The organism is Nocardia terrae (genome assembly GCF_009760405.1).
Classification (GTDB): domain Bacteria; phylum Actinomycetota; class Actinomycetes; order Mycobacteriales; family Mycobacteriaceae; genus Nocardia; species Nocardia terrae.
In genome coordinates, this window is record NZ_WRPP01000003.1 from 475,324 (window position 1) to 494,894 (window position 19,571).

Below are 19,571 nucleotides of genomic sequence, written 5' to 3' on the forward strand. Positions count from 1 at the left end.
GAACTCCTACTCCGCCGAATCGGTCAGATAGCCGCCGCGCGAGAAGAATTCGCCCGCCGCGTGTTCACGCCCGTCCGCCGTGCGCACCCGAGTCAGGACGAGCGCCCGGTTGCGGCCCCGGAACGCCTCCGGGCCGCACACCACGGCCGCGCCACCGTCGAGCACCACGACGCGTCCCGGCGTGCCGCCGCAATGGAATTCGGCGATCCGCGAGTCCAGCACCTCGACGCGCTCACCCCGGTAGTAGGTGAAGGCGGGCGGGTACGGCGCGGACAGGGCGCGCACGAAGCGCTCCAGATCCTCCGCGGGCCAGGACCAGTCGATCCGGCTGTCGCGATCGGCGCGCTTGTGGAAATAGGTGCGCTCGGCCTTGTCCTGTGGCCGCCACACGGCGGTGCCGCGCTCGAGCGCGTCGAGCGCCTCGTTCACGGCGTCCGGGATGAGTTCCATTCCGGCCAGCACCAATTCGGTGCCGGTGATGTCCGGGCCGATGGGCAGCCGCTTCTGCACCAGGATGTCGCCGGTGTCGAGGTTCTCGTCCATGCGGTGCACGGTGAGCCCGGTCTCGGCCTCGCCGCTGATCAGCGCCCACAGCACCGGCGAGAATCCGGTGAACTTGGGCAGCAGGGAATCGTGCAGGTTGAGGGTGCCGTGCGGCGGCAGGTTGTACAGCTCCTCGGGCATCCAGGTGTACCAGCTGTTCACCACGATGACGTCCGGCTCGGCCCGCTTGACCAGGTCGATGGTCTCGGCGTCGGCACGTTCGGTGAGGTGCACCGGAATCCCGTGCTCGCGGGCCAGCTCCTCCACCGAATCCGACCACATGGCCTTGTAGGTGGACTCCGCGGCCGGATGGCTGACCGCCAGCACCACCTCGTGGCGCGAATCGATCAGGGCCTGCAGGGTTTTCCGGCCCCAGGTCTGGAAGCCGAACGAGACGATACGCATTGAACCGAACCTCATCTTTGCTCGAAGTAAGCTAAGCCTAACCTATTTACTAGGCCGGTTGTCTACCTACCGAGGCGGTGGTGCGCCGCGACCGCGGCCGCCGGTCGCGGCACCCGGTCCGGAGCGCAGGCCAGCACCCGATCCGAAAGTTCGCCCAGGCAGCTCAGATTGGGGAAGCCGGGACCCTGCGCCAGGGCGGCCAGATTCGGCAGGTAGAGCTTGGACCCGAGACCGGAGACCGCCAGGTCGTAACCGATGGCGGACTCCAGGCGCGCCTGATCGACCGGGCCGCCGACCGCCAGCTCCAGCAGGTCCGCGGCATCGGTGTCGAAAAGCTCCAGGAACCACAGCGATTCACCGCCGGTGGCGTCCACCACCAGATCGAAGGTGTGCAGCTGATCGGCGCGGGTCTCGTTGCGCAGGGTCAGCGCGACCGCTTCGTCGCGCGCGGCCACCCGGACCACGCGGCCCTGCAGGTGATGCACGCGACTGTCGGCGAGCAGGCTCTCCTGCACCCGCACCGAGAACACCCCGCGATCGGTGCGGCGGATGACGTCGCGGCGCTCGTCCACGCTCAGTGCGTGCCATTTGATCGGATCGCTGAACAGCGAGTTCTCGAAATAACTTTCGCCGCGCGTGTAAATGGTGGCCTTGGGCGAGATCACCGAGACGGTCAGCACGTCGTGGCGCACCAGCTCGTCCATGGCCGAGCCCGCGGTCTCGCCGCCGCCGATCACCGCGGCCCGCGAGGACACCGGCAGCCGGCGCTTGGCGGCCAGATCCCAGAACTCGGCGATGCTCAGCACCCGCGGATGGTCGGCCAGCGCGCGGCGGCTGTTGCCCGGACCGGTGATCATCAGGCGGTCGGCGTCGAGGGTGCTGAGCGCGCCGTCGGCATCCGCGATCGTGACCAGCCAGCCGTCGGCCGCGGCGGAAATCGTTCGGACCGAACCCATCACGACCTCGACACCGCTGCGGCGGGCGACCCACTGCAGGTAGTCGGCCCAGAGGGTGTGCTGCGGACTCGGGCGGCCGCGGTCGATCCATTCGGCGTAGGTGCCGTGCTCGACCAGGTAGGCGGTCCAGCTGAAGGCGCGCATGGCCTCGTCGATCGCGCGATTGCGCCCGCGCGCCCAGGTGGAGTGATACGGGAAGCCGACGTCCTTCTCCGGACTGGTGCCCAGCCGGTGACGGCCGTCGGTCCAGCCGCCACTGGGCAGCCAATTGCCGCCCACCGCATGGGATTCGACGACCACCACGCGCGGTGCGGGCAGGCCGAGTTCCCGCAGGACGTGCGCCTTGGCGGCAACGGCCATGGCCTTGGGACCGGCTCCGACCACGAGAAGTGTGTCCACTGATGCTCCTGACTGTGATGGCAGCCACTGTGCAGCTACCCCCACGGCAGGCAGGTCGAAAAGGCCGATCGGGGAACGGGATCGAACGACGCACTTCCAAACCGTAGGGTCTTATGTTTGCATAGGCTTACCTTATATTGGTCGGGTCCCGGTTCCAGCGCAAGCCCTTGGATCGGACACCTGACCGAAAACGATGGGATACCGAATGAACAAGTCCATGCCTGTGCACTCCTCCGGATGGCGCCGCGTCGCGGCCGCCGCCGTCACCGTGGCCGCCGTCCTCGGCGGCAGCGCCGCCGCGATCGCCCCGGCCTCCGCGCTGCCGGTCACCGCGCCGATGAAGGCCGCGAATCCCGGTGTGGGAGAACTTCACTCGAAGCTCGCGCTGATCCTCGACACCAGCGCGGACCGCGCCGCGCGGGCCAACGAACTCGAGGCGGGCGAGGCCGGACTGCCGCTGATCGATCAGGTCGGCACCGTCATCGCGGCCGCCCCGCCGAGCTTCAAATGGTCGGTGCTGGGACCGGTGAACGTCTCCGGCGACACCATGACCGCCGGACTGCAGACCTCCGTCGACGGGTTCGATCCGTGGAACTGGACCCTCACCTGGCGCGACATCGACGGCACCTGGAAGCTGACGCGCGACTCCGAGTGCACCGTCGCGAGCATCGCCATGGTGCCCTGCAGCCTCTGATCAACGGGTAACAGCGAATCCCGGGCATCCCATGCGATGCCCGGGTTTTCGCATGCCCGGCCGAGCGCGGGCCGACTACCCGACCGCCGCTTCCAGACGCCAGCCCGCGGCCCGGGTGCGCTCGTTCCAGAAGGCGGCATAGCGGCCGTCGAGAGCGAGCAGTTCGACGTGCGTGCCGCGTTCGACGATGCGACCGCCGTCCATGAACAGAATCTGGTCGGCGTGCGCGATGGTCGCCAGGCGATGCGCGACCACGAGAACGGTTCTGCCGCGAGTGAGTTCGTGCACACCGCGCACCACGACCGCCTCGTTGTGCGGGTCCAGGGCACTGGTGGCCTCGTCCAGCAGGACGATCGGGGCGTCCTTGACCAGGGCGCGTGCGATCGAAACCCGTTGCCGTTCACCGCCGGACAAGGCGGACCCGCCCTCGCCGACCGAGGTCTGCCAGCCATCGGGCAGGCGCTGGGCGATCTCGTCCACGCGGGCGACCGCGCCGGCGCGCAGCACCTCCGCATCGGTCGCGCCGGGACGGCCCGCCCGAATGTTCTCCAGCACCGAACGATCGAAGAGGTAGACGTTCTGGAAGACCAGGGCCAGCTGGTTCAGCAGCGTCTCCGTCGGCTGGACGCGAACATCGTGGCCGCCCACCGCGACTCGACCGGAATCGGCGTCGTGGAAGCGGGCCGCCAGGCGCAGCAGGGTGGATTTGCCCGCGCCGCTGGGGCCCACGATGGCGGTGGTCGTGCCCGGGGCGGCGGCAAAGGTGACATCGGTCAGCACCGGCTTGTCCGGGCCGTATCCGAAGGTGACACCGTCGAATTCGACCGCGGGTGCGCCCGGGACCACCGGCGATTCCGGCTGCGGCAGTGCCTGTTCCGACAGCAGCGCCGTCACCCGGTCCGCGGCCGCCGCGGCGGTGCGCAGCGCGCCGCCCAGCTGCGCGGCCTGGGTCAGCGGCTCGATGAAGCGGGAGCTCACCGCGATGAGGGCGATGGCCGCGGCCGCCGAGATCGCACCGTCGGTGGCCCGGCCCACCACCAGATACACCAGGATCAGGAAGATGGCCTGCACGACAAGGGAGAACACGATGAGGCCGGGCACGGCGGCGATCAGCAGGCCCGAGGCCGCCTTGCGCTGCCGGACCAGGGCGGCGTCCAGCGCGCGATTGCCCGCGCCGACCGCACCCAGCGAACGCAACACCGGTTGCGCCTGAGCGAATTCCAGCACCCGGGCATTGGCCTCGGCAGCGGCCTCGTGCATACGTTCGTCGGCGGAGGCATACGAGCGGTTCGCCCACAGATTCACCACGAACAACACCGGCGCGGCCACCAGCATGGCCAGAGATATGCGCCAGTCGACGAAGAGCATGCCGATGGCCACGCCGAGCGGAACCAGCACGCCGGTCAGCATTTTCGCCAGCAGGTAGGCGATCAGACCCTGTACCTCACGGACGTTCTCCACCACCACCCGCGACAGCTCCCCCGCGTGCCGATCGTCGAACCAGCCCAGCGGCAACGCATTCAGCTGATCCCCGAGCCGGGTCTGCAATCCGTCCTGCATACCGACGCCGATGCGCAGACCGAGCAGCGACTGCAGATACCCGAACACCACGACGGCGACCACCGCCAGCGCCAACCACAGCGTCCACCACCAGGCCCGTCCCAGATCATCGTTGAACAGGGCCTGCAGCACCGGCACCAACAGCACATAAGCGGCGGCCTGGGACAACGACTGGGCGACGATGACCAGCAGCAATCGCGGTGTCAGATGGGCATATTCGGCCGGGACCAGCCCGAGCACCTTGCGGATCATCGCTTCGCCTCCTCATCCGCCACACCCGGAGTCTCACTCGTCATCCCGGCATGCTCTCGGCCGAGATCCACAGCCACCGGCTGGATTCCTGCCGAAGCCGCGCCGGCACGACCGGGCGCGGAGTCGGCGGAATTACGGGGTGCGGTGCCGGACAGACCTCCGGCACCGGTGTCGGCATTGCGTCCCTCACCGACACCCACACCGGCAACGGTCTCCAAAGCAGCGGCGTTGACCTCCCAGAGCTGCTGGTAGAGGCCACCGGCGGCATGGAGGCTCGCGTGATCGCCCTGTTCGACCAGGGTTCCGTGCTCCAGCACCAGGATTCGGTCCACACCGGTGATGGTGTGCAGGCGGTGGGCGATCACCAGCACCGTGCGACCGGCCACCAGTTCGGCCAGCGCGTCCTGCACCGCCGCCTCCGATTCCGGGTCGGCGAAGGCGGTGGCCTCGTCGAGCACCAGGATCGGGGTGTCGGCCAGCAGGGTGCGGGCGATCGAAAGTCGCTGCGCCTCACCGCCGGACAGGATGGCGTCCACGCCGATCTCGGAGTCGTAGCCGCGCGGCAGGGCCAGGATGCGGTCGTGAATACGGGCCGCGCGGGCCGCGCGCTCCAGGGCGGCGGCGTCGGCGTCGGGGCGGGCCAGCCGCAGATTGTCGGCGATGCTGCCGCGGATCAGGCGGACATCCTGGAAGACGAATCCGACCGTGCGATACAGCTCCTCGCTCGGGATATCGCGAATATCGCGTCCCCCGATGGTGATTCGGCCGGAGTCCACGTCGTAGAAGCGGGGCAGCAGTTTGGCCAGCGTCGACTTGCCCGAACCGCTGGGACCCACCAGGGCGGTCATGGTGCCGGGGGCGAGCTCGAGGTCGAGGCCGCGCAGCACCCGATGGTCGGCGCGGTAGCCGAAACTCACGTCCTCGAAGCGGATCAGCCCGGCCGGCGACTCGCGTGTCCCGGATTCCCCTGACCCGGTGGACAATTCGGCGGTCTGCTGCAGCTCGTGCAGGCGCAGCGCGGCATCCCCGGCCGTGCGCAGGGCCTGCGCCCCGTAGCCCAGACCCAGCAGCGAGCTGCCCAGGCCGAGCCCGACCAGCAAGAACGGCAACAGATCCAGCGGTTCCAGCCAGTCCAGGCCGACACCGGCCAGGCCCGCCACCACGACCAGCAGCATCACGAACACCGGCGAGACCACGGTGTCCGACACCGACTGCACGGTCATGACCGGCATCTTCAGTCGGCGCAGCCGTTCGGTCTGCGCCGCGACGGCCGCACGGAACTCGCTGTGCGCCTTGCCCGCCCGCCCGAAGGCGCGCACGACTTGGATGCCGTCCACGAATTCGACGGTGGCCACGCGGGTGCGCTGCTCGGCGGCGTTGTAGGCCGAAAGCCGTTCGCGGCCCGGCTCGTCGAGCATGGCGCGCATGCACAGCGCGTAGATCACCAGCGGCAGCAGCAGGACCAGGGTCAGCCGCCAGTCGACCGTGGCCAGGTAGACCAGCGTCACCAGCGGGACGGTCACCGAGCCGATGAAGTCCAGGCGGGCGTGCGCGACCAGGTAGTGCAGCGCCTCCACATCGTCCTGGAGATACTTCTTCACCTCCGAGGAGCTGCGCGCCCCGAACCAGCCCAGCGGCACCCGGGTGAGCTTGTCGGCCAGGGCACGCCGCAGACTCAGCTGGTAGCGGGCGTCCACGGCATGCGACCAGGTGAGGGCCGCCGCCTGCAGCATCGCGCGCACCACCAGCACGAGCACCGCGAGCGACAGCAGCCGCCACACCCGATCGGTGTCGGGCGAATTCGCCAGCAGCTCACGGCAGGCCGAGACGATGAGCAGGAACGGCGCCACCGAACACACCGAAGCCAGCGCCACGACCACGCCCGCGATGGTCAGCGCACCGCTGACCGGAGCCAGGATCTCCTTGCGCGCCGCGGCTTCTCGTCGTCGGCGGGCCTTGGCCGCCGCCTTCTCGTCGGGCACTCCCCCGTCGGCTGCCGCCGGGCCCGGGTCGATGGCATGCGCCTCGACCGCGGGCGGTGACTCGACCGTCATCAGTCCGCCTCCCACCTTCATCCGTCGGTGCTCCCCACGAGCACCGACGCGAAGATAGGTTAGGCTAACTTTCCATGAACGACCAGACCGACGCTCAGCGCGGTACTTTCCCCGTCAGCTTCCGGCCGTCGGCGTAGTGCACCATGCAGCTCGCCCGGCCATTGGACAGATTCCACTGGGCGGCGTTGGCCGGATAGAGGATGAAGTTCTCCAGCTGGTCGTACATCGAACTGCCGCTCATCAGTTGGTCGAGCTGGACCGCGCAGGTATCACTCGCCTTCTTGAACGCCGCGTCCTCCGACCCCGGCCAGGAACCGGGCAGCTGCACCGTGGTGATCACCTCGGCGTCGTGCGCAGAATCGCACGGCGTGATGGTCACCCGCTTCACGTGGTCACCCTCCTTGACCGTCTGCACACAGTCGCCGGTCTTCAAATCGCTGATCGAGACCGAGGTCGGTCCGTTCGGATCCGAGGTTCGGGTCGAATTGTCCGGCGACGCCGACTTGTGCGAGTCCGTGGCCACACCGATGGCGAGCAACCCGACCGCCAGCACCGCGTACACCGCCGTGATCACCAGACCCGCGATGGCCAGACCGCGCCCGCCCTGGTTGCGCTGTTTGATCTGCGACAGCGCGATGAAGCCGAAGGGCACCGCCAGCAGACAGCAGCCCAGCAGGCCGAGCACGAACGAGGCGATGGCGAAACCATTGGTGCCCTGCGGCGGCGGGGCCATCGGATATCCGGGCGGCCCCGGCGCGTACCCGGGCGGATAGCCCGGCTGACCCGGCTGACCGTAGTTCCACTGCCCGGCCGGTGGCGGGTACATCGGCTGATTCGGGTCCGGCTGCCCCGGCTGACCCTGGGGCGGTTGGTCATTCGGATACACGAGACCCCCGGTTGCTCGTCCCTTACCCGGGCATTCCGGGCGTGGACCAACCGTACCCGCTGGTCCGCACAAAACCTGGGACTAGGGTTTGGCGAGTGAGAAGGCGTCAGCAACCCCCGCTACCCAAGCGGCACGGACTGGATCCGGCCCGGTTGCGACTGCCGGAAGTGGGCGAGTGGGCGACCATTCGCGACCACCTGGTCGAGCGATTGCCCCGCGTTCGCCCCGAACGCATCGACGAGCTGCTGCGCGAGGGCGGCATCGTCGATCTCGAAGGTCCCATCGCGCTCGATACGCCCTATGTGCCCGGCGGCGCGGTGTGGTTCCACCGGGATCTGCCCGACGAGCAGGAAGTCCCGTTCCCCATCGGCATCGTGTATCGCGATGACGACATTCTCGTGGCGGACAAACCACACTTCCTGTCGACCATTCCGCGCGGACAGCACATTCTGCAGACCGCGCTGGTGAAACTGCGCCGCGAACTCGATCTCCCGGATCTGGTTCCGGCGCATCGGCTCGACCGGGTCACCGCGGGGCTGGTGCTGTTCATCGTGAATCCGGCCCGGCGCGGGGCCTATCAGACCATGTTCCACAAGCGGCTGGTGCACAAGGAATACGAGGCGATCGCGCGCTTCGATCCCGAACTCGCGCTGCCGCGCACGGTGATCAGCCGGATCGTCAAGGAACGACAGGTGCTGCAGGCCTACGAGACCGACGGCGAACCGAACGCGGAGACCTACGTCGAATTGCTCGACCACCGCGACGGGTTGGGGCGCTATCGGCTGCGGCCCAGAACCGGGCGGACCCATCAGCTCCGACTGCACATGAACAGCCTCGGGGTGCCGATCCTGGGCGACGACTTCTATCCCGAACTCACCGACAAATCGGTCGACGACTACACGCGGCCGCTGCAGCTGCTGGCCTCGACACTGGAATTCACCGACCCGATCACCCGGGAGCCGCGCCGGTTCGAGACCGCGCGCAGCCTGCGGGCCTGGGACGATCCCGAGGGCTGGGCGCGCGGGAACTGACCTGCCGCGGGTATTGCGGCAGCGTGATTAACCACATTCGAAGCGGATTCCAAGAATTCGCTCGTACACTGGCCGAGATGTCTCAGAACGATAACGGCGCGGTCGCGGTGGTCGATCTCCCGCCTACTCCGGCCGGTCACAAGCTGCACGCCTACGTGGATGTAGCCGTCGTTGTCGCCGTGCTGGTCTGCACGAACCTCATCGCGCACTTCACCAACAAATGGGCCAGCATCCTCTCGGTGCCGATCGCCGCGATAGTGCTGGTGGCCCTGGTCCGCCGCCGCGGACTCGGCTGGGCGGAGCTCGGACTCTCGCCGAAACAGTGGCGCCGCGGCTCGCTGTGGGCACTGGCCGCGGTGGGCGTGGTGCTCGCGGCCGTGGTCATCGGCGCGGCGCTGCCCATCACCCGGCCCTTCTTCCTCAACGACCGCTACGCCGCGATCTCCGGCGCGCTCATCGCGTCCATGGTCGTCATCCCGCTGCAGACCGCGATTCCCGAGGAACTCGCCTTCCGCGGCGTGCTGCACGGCACGCTGGACCGGGTGGCCGGGGCGCGCGGCGTATTCGCCGCCGGATCAATGCTTTTCGGGCTCTGGCACATCGCCTCGTCACTCGGGCTGACCAGCGGCAACAAGGGGCTCACCGGATTCCTCGGGAGCGGACCGGCCGGACAGATCCTCGGCATCGGGCTCGCGGTCCTCGCGACGGCCGGCGCGGGCGTGGTCTTCACCTGGCTGCGGCGGCGCAGCGGCAGCCTGCTCGCGCCGATCGCGCTGCACTGGGCGGTGAACGGCGCGGGCGCGCTGGCCGCGGCGGTGGTCTGGCACGTCACCGTGCACTGACGCGCAAGAAAGGGGGGCCGACTGACCTGGGAACAGAGGATTATGGTCAGTCGGCCCGGGACAGTTCGGCGGGTCGGGCCGCACCGAACGTCGAGCGAACTGTATCGCCTGTCCAGTTCCACGCGTGGCACTTTTGGGAAAAAACTGAAACATGTTTCTGTCAGATGTTGGACAGCGGGACCGACCAGCACGAACACCGGGCCCGCCGCTCGAAGCGACGGACCCGGCGAACGCGGCAAACCGTGTGCGGCTAGCGGCGACTCACCGCATCGGTGGGCGCCCATTCATCCCACTGCGCCGGCTGCTCGGCGTCACCGCCGTGGCCCGGCCACCAGGCGCGGCGGCCGATCAGGGCCGTCACCGCCGGGGTGAAGAACATCGCCATGACGAAGGCCGCGATCGCGATGCCGACCGAGATGGCGAAACCCATCGAGGTGAGCACGGTATTGCCCGCCAGCATCATCGAGGCGAAGGTGCCCGCCAGGATGACACCGGCCGCCGCCACCGTCGGCCCCGTGTGCCGCAGGGCCAGGGCCGCCGCCCGGTGCGGATCGTGCCCCTCGCGGGCCTCCTCCCGCAGCCGGGCGACCATGAGGATGTTGTAGTCGGTGCCGAGCGCGACCACGAACAGGTACATGATCAGCGGCAGCGTGAAGATCAGACCCGAATCCCCTTGCGCGTGCTGGAAGACCAGCACCGCCGAGCCGAGCGTCGCGGCGAAGCCGAGGAACACCGAGGCCATCAGGTACCACGGCGCGACCAGACTGCGCAGCAACAGGGCCAGCACGATCATGATGAGAATGCCCGCGACCGGGAACACCACCGTGTAGTCACGGTTCATGGCGTGCTGGAAGTCGACGAACACCGACGTCATGCCGCCCACCACGGCCGAGGTGCCGACCGGGGCCGCCGCGTGCGCGGTATCGCGCAGCGGACCCTTCACGGTCTTCAGCGCGGCATCCGATTCCGGCTTGTCGGCAAGCGTCACTTGATATTCGGCGACGGTCTTGTCGGACGACAGCGCGGGCTGCGCGCCCACCTCGCCGACACCCTTGACCCCGCGCAGCGCCGCGCCGAAGGTGTTCAGCTCGTCGGCCGTCAGCGCACCGTGCCGGCTCTGCAGGTACACCTGCGAGGGCTGGGTGCTGCCCGCGGGCATGCCCTTGAGCAATTCCTTGCCGTAGACCACGGATTCGGAGGTGTCCGAGGTCGAACCGGAGCTCAGGTCGAAGGTCGGGTTGAAACCGAAGGCGAAGACGCCCAAGGCGATCAGCACCGCGCCCGAGGCGGTCGCGAACACCGCGGGACGCTTGCCCAGCGCATTGCCGATCGCCGCGAAACGCGCGCCCCTCGGCTCGGTCTGCCAGGCCCTGGAAGGCCAGAACACCTTGGTGCCCAACAGCGAGACGAGCGCGGGAATCAAGGTGAGCCCGGCCAGCAGCGTCACCGCCACCGCGATGGCCAGCGCGATGCCCATGGACCGGAACATGCCCAGCGTGGACAGCGTCAGCGCGCCGAAGGCGATGATCACCGCCGCGGCCGCGGAGGTAATGGCCTCGCCGACCCGGGTGACCGCGTTGACCACGGCCGTCTTGGCGTCGTCGCCGGCGCGCAGGCGCTCCCGGAAACGGAACATCAGGAACAGGATGTAGTCGGTGCCGACCCCGAAAAGGACTACCACCAGCAGTGATTCGACCGAGCTGTCGATCTTCAGGTGGAACGCGTCGCTCACGATGCCGAGCAGCCCGTTCACCATCGGGGACACCACCAGGAAGATCACCAGGATGGGCAGCAGCGCGATGATCGGGCTGCGGAAGATGACCAGCAGCAGCACCAGGATCAGCAGCACCGTGGCGACGCCGATGATGATCAGGCCCTTCTTGCTGGAATCCTGCTGATCCAGGTTCTGGGCCGCGGTACCGGTCACACCGGCCTTCAGGTCGGTGCCCTTCACCTGCTCCTTCAGCGAGTCACGAAGGGACTTCACCGCATCGGACTGTTTGGTGTCGTTGGGGCTGGTGACCTTGGTCATCTGCACCGCGACCACCTCGATCGCCCGGTTCTCCGCGGGCGGCACCACCTGCACCCCGGTGATGTCCTTGATGTTCTGTTGCGTCAGCTTCGTGGCGGCGTCCTGGACCGCGGCCGTGTCGGCATCGGTCATCGGAGCCCCGTCGGAGCGTTCGAAGACGACGAGCGCGGCCGGGACGTTGCTGTTGGGGAACGCCTTCTGCTGCAGGTTGATCGCCTGCACCGACTCGTAATGCGAAGGCAGGAAGTCGGATTGGTCGGTGGTCGCGGTGAGTTTCGGCGCCGACGCGACGACCGCGACGATGGCGATCACCCAGGCGGCGATCACCAGCCACGGGAAGCGGACGACGAAGCGCCCCAGTCTGGAGAACATGCGGGAGAAGTCCTTTCAGGGTTCGGCCGCGCTATTCAGATGCGTGCTGCGATATCTCCGTGATCAGATATCGAGGACCTGAGTGGACGGGTTCTCGACGACGTCGGCGACGATGCGGTAGACCTTCGCCGGGATCCGATCGCGCAGCTCTTCCAGCGAGTCCACGATCTCCAGGGTGAAGTCGCCGTATCCATCGTCGTCCAGGCCGAGCATCTCGCGCCAGTTTTTAAATCCCTTGGCCCAATTCATGATCGGCGAGTAGTCCGAGGAATCGGAGTTGTTCTTCGCGGTGATGAACTCCTCCCGCTTCTCCTGGGCGGCATGCTTGGTGGCGGTGGCGAAGTCGTTCCAGTCGATGATGTGACTGTGGACGACCAGCTTGCCCTTGCGGCTCTGGTACACCCGCACGGTCTCGCTGCCCTCCTTGGTGACCCGGTGCGCCTGCGACAGCAGCCGGCCCACGAAGCGCTGGGTGCGGCCGCCGCCGGGGCCGACGCGCAGGGTGACCTCCTGCATGCCCTCGGGGAGGGCGTCGATCACGAGCTCGGTGGTGGCGGCGGTGTCCTGGGTGTCCTTGTCGAAGTCCATTGGGGTGCTCCAAATCATCAGTGAATGCGCATATGGGCATGCGAGTACTACACGGCACCGCGGGTCGATATCCGCTGTGCCGCATCGCTTCTCAGGGTTCGCGGACGCAACGTCCGACTTCAGTCACTATAAGTAGACGTATACGTATAGCGCAACCCTGATTCGACCCTGAACTTCCCCTGAGATCTAGCGGCCGCGCCGCTTACCCGGATTCTTGGCGCCACCCTGCCGCGACGGGGTCGCGGGTTTCTTGGCCCCGCCCTTCTTCACCCCGGCCTTCTTCACCACGGCCTTCTTGGCCACGGGCTGCTTCTTCTTCTCCGGCTGCTGACCGGACGGAGACCGCGAACTGCGTTGCGAGCGGCCACGGACCACGCCCACGAACTCCTCGGCCAGCTCGGTGGTCTTGGCGGCGGGCCAGGCCAGGGCGATCTCCGTCTCGGGCACATCGGTGACGGTCCGGTAGACCAGATCCTTGCGGTGATGCAGCCGGGCGATCGAATGCGGCACGATCGCCGCGCCGCTGACCGCGGCCACCAACTCCATCGTCATGGCCGCGTCGTCCAGATCCGAGGCGTCCTGCATGCGCTCATCGGCCAGATCCTTCGTGGCGACCTGCTCGAACAGGGCGATCGGATGATCCTTGGGGACCACGACCACCGGCAGCTCGCGGTAGAGCGGGATGGCGCTCATGCCCTCGCGGTCGATGGGCAGGCGCACGAAGCACATGTCGACCGCGCCCTCGCGCAGCGCCTGTTCCTGTTCCTTCATCGGAATCGGGGTCAAGGTCAACGCGATGTCCGGGAACCGGTCGGCCCAGATGCGCTCCCACTTGGTGACCGTCACGCCGGGCACGAAACCGACGCGCAACCGGTCCGTCGCGGCCGATTCCACCCGTGGTTCCGCCGCGTCGGCCGCGGCGATCAATGCGCGAGCCTCGCTCAGCACTTCCTGCCCGTCCGGGCTCAATTGCGTGGGCTGCGCGCCCGGGACGAACAGTTTGGTACCGAGCTCTTCCTCCAACTCGATGACCGTTCCGCTCAACCGCTGCCGCGAGATACCGAGGCCGCGCGCCGCCCGGGCGAAATGCAATTCCTCGGCAACCGCGACGAACCAGCGCAGGCGCGTGGTGTCGATGGACTCCAGACGGCTCATTGGACCAAGGTTATTGCACCGGCCAGCAGGTTCGCCCGGGCCGCCCGATACCCTTGATCGGTGAGCCCGGACAAGAACCCCCAGACCATGAAGCCGCTGACCGCGGCCGACAAACTCGGCATCTACCTCCCGGCAACCCCCGAGGAATTCCGGAACTCACCCGTCACCCGCGCGCAGCTGGAAGAGCTGCGGGTCAATCCCCCGGAATGGCTGACCGAGCTTCGCAAGAACGGGCCGTTCCCGCGCGACGTGGTGGCCCGCAAGCTCGGCATCTCCAATTCGGGGCTGGCCCGCAATGGGATCTCGGACGCGCTGACCGCCGCCGAGATCGATACCCTCCTCGCCGACCCGCCGGAATGGCTGATCCGCGAACGCGACAACCTCATCGAGGTCCGCAAGGAGGCCGAACGGGTCAAGGAGAAGGAAGCCACCCGGCGCGCCTCGACCAACCGGCCGCCCAAGAACCGATTCGGCGAAGGCAAGTAGTCCACGCGGCGCGTCACAGTCGGCGCAGCACCCGGTCGACGAGGTCGGGGGCTGCGCCGAGGTAGTTTTCGGGGCGAAGCAGGTCGGCGAGTTCGGGCTTGGTGAGGTACAGGGCGATGTCGGGGGATTCGGCCAGCACCTCGACCAGCGGGCGGGTTGTGGATTGGGCCTCGAAAGCCGCTGATTGCAGGGTCTTCTTGGCGACCGGCTTGCCCAGCAAGGGGGCCAGGCGGATCGAGAGCCGCTCGGAGACGATCTGGCCCTCGGTGAGCGAGAGGTTCTCGGTCATGCGGTCGGCGTCGGCTGTCAGGCCGGTGGCGAGTTCGACCGCGGTGTGGGCCGCGCCGCCGACCAGCAGCAGGCATTCGCGCAACGGCTGCCATTCCGCGTGCCAGGCCCCGGCGGGACGCTCGTCCTCGGCCAGCAGTGCGCCGAACAGGGTCGAGGCGAGAGCCGGAACCTGCAGTGCGGCGGCGCGGATCATGGTGCTCAGCACCGGGTTTCGCTTCTGCGGCATGGCGCTGGACTCGCCGCGGCCGGCGGCGGCGGGTTCGAGGAGTTCGGCGATCTCGCTGCGGGACTGGGAGATCACGTCGACGGCCAGCTTGCCCAGGGCGCCCGAGGTCAGCGCCAGGGCGGCGGCCAGATCGGCGATCGGGGTGCGCACGGTGTGCCAGGGGGTGGCGCTCACCGTGAGCGCGAGTTCGGCGGCGAACTCGCCGGTCAGGCGTTCCATGATCTCGCCGGTCGGGGCCTGCGACAGGTCCGAATCGGCGCAGCGGGCGCATTCGATGTAGGAGGCCAGAGTGCCCGCGGCGCCGCCCAATTGGACCGGCAGGGTGGCGCGGACGCGGGTCAGGCGCTCGCGAGCGTCCAGCAGGCCCTGCATCCAGATCGCCACCTTGGCGCCGAAGGTCGTCGGCACGGCGTGCATGGCGAGCGTGCGACCGGCGATCGGGGTGGTGCGATGGCGGCGGGCCAGCTCGGCCAGGGCGGCCAGGACGGTGTCCAGGTCGGCGATCACCACGGCCAGCACCCGGGAGGCGATCACCATGGTCGCGGTGTCCAGGATGTCCTGGCTGGTGGAACCGTAGTGAACGTAGTTGGCGCTCACCGGATCCACGTCGGCGACCGCGTCGTGCAGGCGCTCCACGACCGTCACCACCGGGTTGGCCGCACCCCGGGAGGCGCGGGCGATCTCGCGGGTGTCGAACTCGTGCTCGCGCACGGCCAGTGCCAGATGGCCGGTGACGGTGTCGGGCACCATGCCCAGGCGGGCCTGCGCGCGGGCCAGCGCCAGTTCCACCTCCAGCATGGCCTCGATCCAGGCATCGTCTCCCAGCAGGGATTCCACCGGTGTGCCCACCCCGACCGGGGCCAGCAGGCCGCACTCCACCGTCATATCGTGCCTTTCGCACTCGTCCGGGATCTCGGAATGTCGTTGCACCCCGGAGTGTTTCGGGGCGGGACCCTCGTAGCGGTGGGCGGTGAGGATCTCGCGGGCGATGGCGTCGCCGTCGGCCAGGGTCACCGAGTTGACGCCGGGGCGCGGGCCCGCCGCCGTCACCCAGCGCACCGCCTCGGTCGGAACGCCGAAGACATAGCGGCGCTGATGGATTCGGCCGCGCGCGTCGACCGGGTGATGCGAGCCGGGCGCGACGGCCAGTCCGCCGGTGCGGTAGCGGGTGCCGTCCGGGGAGGCGATCGCGTAGTCGCGCACCTCCTCGCGGCGCACCATGTTGGCCAGCAGGGGATCCGCGGTGCGATGCAGGTCCGGTACGGGCATCCAGGCATCGATGAGGGAACGTGCCGTCGTCACCGAGTCGCCCACCAGGGGCGAGTCGGCCACGAAGCACTCGCGCCTGCTGTCCGCCCGGACCCGCATGCCGGGGCCCGCGACCCGCACCACACCCGCGCGGATCAGGGCCGCCAGTTCCGAAATCCGCTGCGCCGGTGGGCCGATGGACAGGAAGGCGTTCATCGGCGTGTACCAGCGATCCAGGTCGTCACGGTAGGACGAGCCCGCGATGCCGCCGTGATCGACGATCAGCCGGACCTCGTTGCGCAGATCGCGCAGCACGTCCAGGGCCGACTTCACCGGTCCGTCCACATTGCCCAGGTGAGCCTGGTGCACATCGGCGTCCAGATAGGCCAGCAGCCAGGCGTGGAAGTCGGCGGGATCGGTGAAGCAGCGGCCGCCGGTGGGGTTGGTCAGGGCGTTCCAATCCCAGCGATCCTCGTCCGGAACACCGAAGCGGCTCAACAGTTCTCCGGCGTCGGCGGCGGTCGCGGCGAGCAGGTAGCGGTCGCGGAAGGAGGCCAGCCGGTGCGGGCTGACGCGGTCGGCGATCAGGCGGGTGTAGTAGACGGACTCCACTTCCCGCGCGATGTGCGGCCAGACGTCACGACGAAAGGAGACGTCACCGAATCTCCTTGCGCGCTCACGCAGTCCGGCGATGCGGTCGGCGTTGAGGAGCAGGGGTTCGTAGCGGCCGGTGACGCCCTTCTGGTGTTCGCCGCGCGCGTGATGCGGGACGCCGCGCCGGCAGCCGGTGATGATGAGCGGCTCCCGGCCCGACGGGATGTACTCCAGGCCGCTGTCGGACTCCTTGAACCGGCCGCCGCGGCCCGCGGTCAGCAGGGCCACGTAGTCGAAGAAGGTGAGGCCCAGGCCCCGGATGATGACGGGCTCGCGTTCGGGAACGGCGTCCATATCGGCGTCGGCGGCATTGCCGGGCGGAATGTAGGTGAGGCCCAGGCGCTGTGCGGAATCGGCGAGGGAACCGCGGGTGGCGGGCGGGGTCTCCGCCAGGTGGCCCTGGGTGAGCACGACCGCGTGCAGGCCGCGCAGGCGTTCGCCGGTGCTCAGATCCAGTTCCTGGAATCCGCCGGGCCCATCGAGAACATCCACGGCGGTTGCCACGATTTCGCGCACGCGCACCCATTCGGCGTATCTGTCGCGGGTGCGCTCGAAAGCCCAACGCAGATAATGACCATAGAAGGCCCGCGGCGGATACGTTTCCGGCGCGATACGCAGGGCCTCTTGGAATGCGCCGCCGGGCAGTCCGGCGAAATTGCCTATTTTCGCCAGAAAGTTCGACCATTCGTAGAGGCTGGGACCGCGCTCCACCGGACCGGCCATCTCGACGCTGTCGTCGGTGAATATCGTGACCTGCTCCGCGACCGTGTTCATGAGCAGGTTCGCGGGCTGGTCGGTACGCCACACCGCGCCCGTACCGACCCTTTTCGAGTCGATGGCCACCACCTCGACACCGGCGGAGAAACCCAGCTGCCGGGCGTTGGCGCAAATCCGCTCGAAGACGTTCAGCCCGCGGGGACCCACACCGACGATGGCGATCCGTAAAACATTGTCGAGCATGCAAACTCACCGATCGCGCTCGATTAACCACGCCCGAATCCGGACACCCCGCCGAGATTAGACCTGCCCGCAGAGGCGCTCAAGAATGAACGGTACGGTACGCCTCGTTAGCCGGAATTGTCGAAATATTGTTTGCTGGAACGGTATTCGGAGCAAACTTGCCCGCGCGCCGCTCCAGCCCCTCGGCGACGAACGCCAGCAACAGCGCCGATACCGCCAGCGCCGCACCCACCCAATTCGGCGCGGTGTAACCGAACCCGGCGCCGATCACCAGACCGCCCAGCCACGCCGAAATCGCGTTTCCGAGATTGAACGCTCCGATATTCATGGCGGATGCCAGCGTCGGGGCGGCGTGGGCCTGATCCAGCACCCGCTTCTGCAGCGGCGGTACGGTCGCGAACCCGAGCACGCCGATCGCGAAGATCGTCACCGCGGCCGCCACCTTGTCGTGCGCGGTCACCGTGAACAACCCCAGCGCCACCGCCAAGCCCGCCAGCGACGCGGTCAGCATCAGCACGGGAGCACGGTCGGCGAACTTGCCGCCCACCAGATTTCCGACGAACATGCCCGCGCCGAACAGCACCAGCAGCCAGGTGACCGACCCGTCGGCGAAGCCGGTGACCTCGGTCATCATCGGTGCGATGTAGGTGATCGCCGCGAAGACACCGCCGAAGCCCAGCACCGTCATGGCCATGGCCAGCAGCACCTGAACGTTCTTGAACGCGGCCAGCTCGTGCCGCAGGTGCACGCCCTCCGGCTTCGGCAGATCCGGCACCAGCTTGGCGACGCCCACCAGCCCGGCCACACCGAGCGCGGCCACCAACGCGAAAGTGACTCGCCAGCCGAGGCTCTGACCCACGAACGTGCCCAGCGGCACGCCGACGACATTCGCGACGGTGAGCCCGGTGAACATCATGGCGATGGCCCCGGCCTTCTTGTCCGGCGCGACCAGCTCCGCGGCCACCACGGACCCGATCCCGAAGAACGCGCCGTGCGCCAGTGAGGCGATCACCCGGCCCAGCAGCATCACGCCGAACACCGGGGCGACGGCCGAGAGCAGGTTCCCGGCGATGAACAGGCCCATCAACAGCATGAGCATCCGCTTGCGCGAGATCCTCGTGCCGAGCGCGGTCATCACCGGCGCACCGAGCATGACGCCCAGCGCGTACCCGGTGACCAGCCACCCGGCGGTGGGTATGGATACCCCGAAGTCCCCCGCGACCTGCGGCAGCAGGCCCATGATCACGAATTCCGTGGTGCCGATCCCGAAGGCCCCGATGGCGAGGGCGAGCAGCGCGAGTGGCATGACAAAACCTTCCGACAAGAAGTTGCAAGAGCGCTATACGTGCACACACAATAGTTGCAGACGCGCGTTACTTGCAAGCGCTTGCTATTGCAGACGTCGGCTATCCTGGTGGTAATCCCCTCCCGACCAGAGGAAACGCGATGACCGCCACCGACCCCGCCATGACCGCCCTGTCGCAGGGCTGGTGCGCGCTGTCCCTGCTGCACGGCAAGATCGAGGCACACGTCGAACGCGCCCTCCAATCGGCCCACCACCTCAGCGTCCGCGAGTACTCACTGCTCGATGTCCTCTCCCGCCAGCACGACGGCAAGGGCGGCATGCTCCAGATGAAGCAGGTCGCCGACGCGGTGGTGCTGTCCCAATCCGCCACCACCCGCCTGGTGACCCGCCTCGAGGACCGCCACCTGCTCGAGCGCTACCTGTGCCCCGACGACCGCCGCGGCATCTACACCAAGGTCACCGACTCCGGCCGGGAACTGCTCGAAGCCGCCCGCCCCACCAACGCGAAGGCCCTGCGCGAAGCCCTCACCGCCGCCGCCGAGAACCCCGAACTGGCCCCGCTGGTGCACACGCTGGAGAACCTGAAGACCCCGGTCTGATAGGCACTCCCCCAACAGCTTTCGCCGGTAGG

15 protein-coding genes are annotated in these 19,571 nt (G+C 68.2%); 5 read left to right on the plus strand and 10 right to left on the minus strand.

Annotated features, from left to right (window positions below):
* Positions 1-6: 6 nt before the first annotated feature.
* Both GPX89_RS17510 and GPX89_RS17515 read right to left on the minus strand, forming a co-directional pair.
* The gene (locus GPX89_RS17510; RefSeq protein WP_157388610.1) at positions 7-948 is read right to left on the minus strand and encodes a methionyl-tRNA formyltransferase; all 942 of its coding nucleotides are present in this window, start codon (positions 946-948) and stop codon (positions 7-9) included.
* Between the two features lie 62 nt (positions 949-1,010).
* Positions 1,011-2,303, minus strand: a complete 1,293-nt coding sequence (locus tag GPX89_RS17515; RefSeq protein ID WP_328601939.1) for a SidA/IucD/PvdA family monooxygenase — start codon at positions 2,301-2,303, stop codon at positions 1,011-1,013.
* Positions 2,304-2,508: 205 nt separating this feature from the next.
* Here GPX89_RS17515 and GPX89_RS17520 point away from each other — a divergent pair, with 205 nt between their 5' ends.
* Positions 2,509-2,997: a hypothetical protein gene (locus GPX89_RS17520; RefSeq protein ID WP_235947482.1), complete on the plus strand. Its 489-nt coding sequence runs from the start codon at positions 2,509-2,511 to the stop codon at positions 2,995-2,997.
* A gap of 75 nt (positions 2,998-3,072) precedes the next feature.
* Here GPX89_RS17520 and GPX89_RS17525 read toward each other — a convergent pair whose 3' ends face one another.
* The 3 genes from GPX89_RS17525 to GPX89_RS17535 all read right to left on the minus strand — a co-directional run bounded on the left by GPX89_RS17525 (position 3,073) and on the right by GPX89_RS17535 (position 7,689).
* Positions 3,073-4,809 carry an ABC transporter ATP-binding protein gene (locus tag GPX89_RS17525; protein ID WP_157388611.1) on the minus strand — a complete coding sequence of 579 codons (1,737 nt, stop codon included), beginning with the start codon at positions 4,807-4,809 and terminating at the stop codon, positions 3,073-3,075.
* Complete coding sequence (locus GPX89_RS17530; protein ID WP_198347482.1) at positions 4,806-6,863, minus strand: ABC transporter ATP-binding protein; 2,058 nt, start codon at positions 6,861-6,863, stop codon at positions 4,806-4,808. Before GPX89_RS17530 ends, GPX89_RS17525 begins: the two co-directional genes overlap by 4 nt.
* A gap of 94 nt (positions 6,864-6,957) precedes the next feature.
* Positions 6,958-7,689, minus strand: a complete 732-nt coding sequence (locus GPX89_RS17535; RefSeq protein ID WP_157388613.1) for a DUF4190 domain-containing protein — start codon at positions 7,687-7,689, stop codon at positions 6,958-6,960.
* A gap of 155 nt (positions 7,690-7,844) precedes the next feature.
* Here GPX89_RS17535 and GPX89_RS17540 point away from each other — a divergent pair, with 155 nt between their 5' ends.
* Entirely contained in the window at positions 7,845-8,780 is a 936-nt protein-coding gene (locus GPX89_RS17540; protein ID WP_328601940.1) for an RluA family pseudouridine synthase, read from the plus strand.
* A 77-nt stretch (positions 8,781-8,857) separates the two neighbouring features.
* Positions 8,858-9,622 carry a CPBP family intramembrane glutamic endopeptidase gene (locus tag GPX89_RS17545; protein WP_157388614.1) on the plus strand — a complete coding sequence of 255 codons (765 nt, stop codon included), beginning with the start codon at positions 8,858-8,860 and terminating at the stop codon, positions 9,620-9,622.
* A gap of 250 nt (positions 9,623-9,872) precedes the next feature.
* On the opposite strand, the gene GPX89_RS17550 is transcribed toward GPX89_RS17545, so the two are convergent.
* The 3 genes from GPX89_RS17550 to GPX89_RS17560 all read right to left on the minus strand — a co-directional run bounded on the left by GPX89_RS17550 (position 9,873) and on the right by GPX89_RS17560 (position 13,769).
* Positions 9,873-12,026, minus strand: a complete 2,154-nt coding sequence (locus tag GPX89_RS17550; RefSeq protein WP_157388615.1) for an MMPL family transporter — start codon at positions 12,024-12,026, stop codon at positions 9,873-9,875.
* A 63-nt stretch (positions 12,027-12,089) separates the two neighbouring features.
* Positions 12,090-12,614 (minus strand): EXLDI protein, encoded by a 525-nt coding sequence (locus GPX89_RS17555; RefSeq protein WP_198347483.1) that lies wholly within the window; start codon positions 12,612-12,614, stop codon positions 12,090-12,092.
* 186 nt (positions 12,615-12,800) lie between these two features.
* On the minus strand, positions 12,801-13,769 hold the full coding sequence (locus GPX89_RS17560; RefSeq protein ID WP_157388617.1) for a LysR family transcriptional regulator: 969 nt from the start codon (positions 13,767-13,769) through the stop codon (positions 12,801-12,803).
* An 87-nt stretch (positions 13,770-13,856) separates the two neighbouring features.
* On the opposite strand from GPX89_RS17560, the gene GPX89_RS17565 reads away from it, so the two are divergent.
* Positions 13,857-14,255 carry a DUF5997 family protein gene (locus tag GPX89_RS17565; protein ID WP_157389132.1) on the plus strand — a complete coding sequence of 133 codons (399 nt, stop codon included), beginning with the start codon at positions 13,857-13,859 and terminating at the stop codon, positions 14,253-14,255.
* 13 nt (positions 14,256-14,268) lie between these two features.
* Here the strand turns inward: GPX89_RS17565 and GPX89_RS44650 are convergent, their stop codons facing one another.
* On the minus strand, positions 14,269-17,634 hold the full coding sequence (locus GPX89_RS44650; protein WP_235947484.1) for a 3-carboxy-cis,cis-muconate cycloisomerase family FAD/NAD(P)-binding protein: 3,366 nt from the start codon (positions 17,632-17,634) through the stop codon (positions 14,269-14,271).
* Positions 17,635-17,713: 79 nt separating this feature from the next.
* Positions 17,714-18,940, minus strand: a complete 1,227-nt coding sequence (locus GPX89_RS17580) for an MFS transporter (protein WP_157388618.1) — start codon at positions 18,938-18,940, stop codon at positions 17,714-17,716.
* A 140-nt stretch (positions 18,941-19,080) separates the two neighbouring features.
* Here GPX89_RS17580 and GPX89_RS17585 point away from each other — a divergent pair, with 140 nt between their 5' ends.
* Positions 19,081-19,539 (plus strand): MarR family winged helix-turn-helix transcriptional regulator, encoded by a 459-nt coding sequence (locus tag GPX89_RS17585; protein ID WP_157388619.1) that lies wholly within the window; start codon positions 19,081-19,083, stop codon positions 19,537-19,539.
* The last annotated feature ends 32 nt before the right edge of the window (positions 19,540-19,571 follow it).